Genomic DNA, 3,217 nt, shown 5'->3' with positions numbered 1-3,217 from the left:
AGGTCAGCGAATTGCGCACCGACACGCGCATCTGGCGCGCCGGCCTGATGACCTCCTGGTTCTGGCTGGTCGGCGCCATCGTGCTCTCGATCCTGCCGACCCTGATCAAGGATTCCCTTGGCGGCAACGAGATTGCGGTCACAGCCTATCTCGCGGTGTTCGCCGTCTCGATCGCCATCGGCTCGGCGATCGCGGCCTGGATGTCGCAGGGACGCATGGTGCTTCTGCCCGCTCCCTTCGGCACGGCGCTCATGGCGCTGTTCGGCCTGCATCTGGCTTGGACCATTTCGAGCATGCAGCCTTCGCCGACGGCCGGAACGCTTGCCGCGTTCTTCGCCGGGCCAAACACCATCCGTGTCGCGATAGACCTCGCCGGCATGGCCATTGCGGCCGCCTTCCTGGTGGTGCCGACCTTTGCCGCCGTGCAGGCCTGGTCGCCCGAGGCGCGCCGCGCCCGCGTCGTCGCGGCCGTCAGCATCGTCAATGCAGGTTTCATGACTGTCGGCGGCATCCTCGTCGCGGCGATCCAGGCAGCGGGTGTCTCCATTGCCGGCATCCTGTTCGGCCTCGTCGCAGCCAATGCGATCGCCGCGTGGCTGATGCTGAAACACCTGCCGACCAATGCGTTCCGAGATTTCGTCTCGATCCTCTTCCGCGCGTTCCTTCGCCTGGAGGTGGAGGGCATCGAGAATCTCAAGGCGGCCGGCAAGGCGCCTATCCTGGCGCTCAACCATGTCAGCTTCCTCGACGGCCCGCTGGCGCTGACGCTGACCGACGAAGAGCCGGTCTTCGCCATCGACTACACGATCGCGCAGGCCTGGTGGGTGAAGCCGTTCCTGAAGCTTACCCGGGCCCTGCCGCTCAACCCTTCCAAGCCGATGTCGACCCGCACACTGATCAAGGTCGTGCAGGGCGGCGATCCGCTGGTCATCTTCCCCGAGGGCCGCATCACGGTCACCGGCGGCCTGATGAAGGTCTATGACGGCGCCGCCATGGTGGCCGACAAGACCGGCTCGATGGTGGTGCCGGTGCGCATCGAAGGGCTGGAGAAGAGCTACTTCTCGCGGCTTACCGCGCAGCATGTGCGCCGCCGCCTGTTCCCGAAGGTCAAGGTGACCATCCTGGAACCGGTCAAGCTCGAAGTGCCGCAGGAACTCAAGGGCCGCAAGCGCCGCGCCGCCGCGGGCTCCGCGCTCTACCAGGTGATGTCGGACCTTGTCTTCCGCTCGCAGGACATCGACAAGACCGTGCTGGAGAAGATCATCGAGACGGCGAACGAGCGCGGCATGAAGAAGCTCGCCGTGGAAGATCCGGTCACCGGTTCGCTGAGCTACGGCAAGCTGCTCACTGCCGCGGCCGTGCTCGGCGAGAAGTTCAAGACGCTCTATGCGGACCAGCAGACGCTGGGCATCATGCTGCCCAACGCCAACGGTTCATGCGCCACGCTGCTCGGCGTCATGTCGGCCGGCAAGGTCCCTGCGATGATCAACTTCACGGCGGGCGCGGCCAATATCCTGTCGGCCTGCAAGGCGGCGGAGGTGCGGACCGTGCTCACCTCGCGCGCCTTCGTGGAACAGGCGAAACTCGGGCCGGTGGTCGAGGAAATCGGCCGCTCGGTCGATATTGTCTGGCTCGACGACCTGCGGGCGACGATCGGGCTGAAGGACAAGCTGCTCGGCCTGCTGCGCAAGGCGACGCCGCGGGTGGCGCGCAAGCCGGACGATCCGGCGGCGATCCTTTTCACCTCGGGATCCGAAGGCACACCGAAGGGCGTGGTGCTCACCCACCGCAACATCCTGGCCAACGCCGCCCAGGCCGCCTCGCGCATCGACTTCCATTCTGGCGACAAGGTGTTCAACGTGCTGCCGATCTTCCATTCCTTCGGCATGACGGCTGGCACTGTGCTGCCGCTTGTCTCGGGCGTACCGGTCTATTTCTACCCCTCGCCGCTGCACTACCGCATCGTGCCGGAACTGATCTATGCGTCGAACGCGACGATCATCTTCGGCACCGACACCTTCCTCTCGGGCTATGCCCGCACGGCGCATCCTTACGACTTCCGCTCGGTGCGCTACTGCTTCGCCGGCGCCGAGCCGGTCAAGGCCGCGACGCGCACGACCTATATGGAGAAGTTCGGACTGCGCATCCTCGAGGGCTATGGCGTGACGGAGACGGCGCCGGTGATCGCCATCAACACGCCGATGTACAACAAGGCAGGCAGCGTCGGCAAAATCATGCCCGGCATGGAGTACCGTCTCGATCCGGTGCCCGGCGTCGAGGAAGGCGGCCGGCTGTTCGTGCGCGGCCCCAATGTCATGGCCGGTTATCTGCGCGCCGAAAATCCCGGGGTGCTGGAACCGCTGCAGGATGGCTGGCACGACACCGGCGACGTCGTCACCATTGATGATGCGGGTTTCATCACCATCCGCGGCCGCGCCAAGCGCTTCGCCAAGATCGGCGGCGAGATGGTCTCGCTGGCGGCTGTCGAGGCGCTGGCCGGCGAATTGTGGAAAGGCTCGCTGTCGGCCGTCGCCACCGTGCCCGATGCGCGCAAGGGCGAAAAGCTGGTCCTCATCACCGAAGCGGCGAACGCCACCCGCGCGGACTTCCTCGCCTTCGCCAAGGCGAACGGCGCCATGGACCTGATGGTGCCCGCCGAAGTGCGCGTGGTGCCGAAGGTGCCGGTGCTCGGCTCGGGCAAGCTCGACTTTGCGGCCGTGACCAGGATGGTGCGCGGCGAGGAAGAGCTGAAGGTCAAGGCCGCCTGATCCGAATATAGCAACAGGCCCGCATCAGTGCGGGCCTGTTGCTTGCAGAATTCCGCGCCTGTTTCCGTGCCGCAACTTCGCCATCAGCCCTGAAACGCTGAGAGAGAGGATCGCGGCTCCTGTCGAGGGCCCTAGACGCCGAGATAGTGCTGCAGCAGTTCCGGCCGTGCCTTGAGCTCGGCGGCCGCCCCCTCATGGACGATATGGCCGTTGTTGATGATGTAGACACGGCTTGCGAGCGCCAGCGTCGCGGCGAGGTTCTGCTCCACCAGCACGATGGTCTGCCCTGCCTGCGCCAGCTCGCGGCAGGCGCGCACCAGATCGTGCACGATGACGGGGGCAAGCCCTTCGAAGGGCTCATCGAGCAGGACGATCTTCGGGTCGCGCACCAAGGCGCGGGCTATGGCGAGCATCTGCTGCTCGCCGCCCGAAAGGTCGGTGCCCCGGCT

2 protein-coding genes are annotated in these 3,217 nt (G+C 65.9%); one reads left to right on the top strand and one right to left on the bottom strand.

What is annotated here, in order from left to right:
* The coding region (locus Q0L57_RS09060) for an acyl-[ACP]--phospholipid O-acyltransferase (RefSeq protein ID WP_296741352.1) at positions 1-2,768 on the top strand (2,768 nt) is incomplete at its 5' end.
* Positions 2,769-2,899: 131 nt separating this feature from the next.
* Here the strand turns inward: Q0L57_RS09060 and Q0L57_RS09055 are convergent.
* A partial coding sequence (locus Q0L57_RS09055; RefSeq protein ID WP_296741350.1) for an ATP-binding cassette domain-containing protein occupies positions 2,900-3,217 on the bottom strand: 318 nt, incomplete at its 5' end.

This window comes from Mesorhizobium sp. (assembly GCF_024509055.1).
GTDB lineage: Bacteria > Pseudomonadota > Alphaproteobacteria > Rhizobiales > Rhizobiaceae > Mesorhizobium.
The sequence above is the reverse complement of the archived record's forward strand: the minus strand, read 5'-3'. Positions and strand labels throughout refer to the sequence as shown.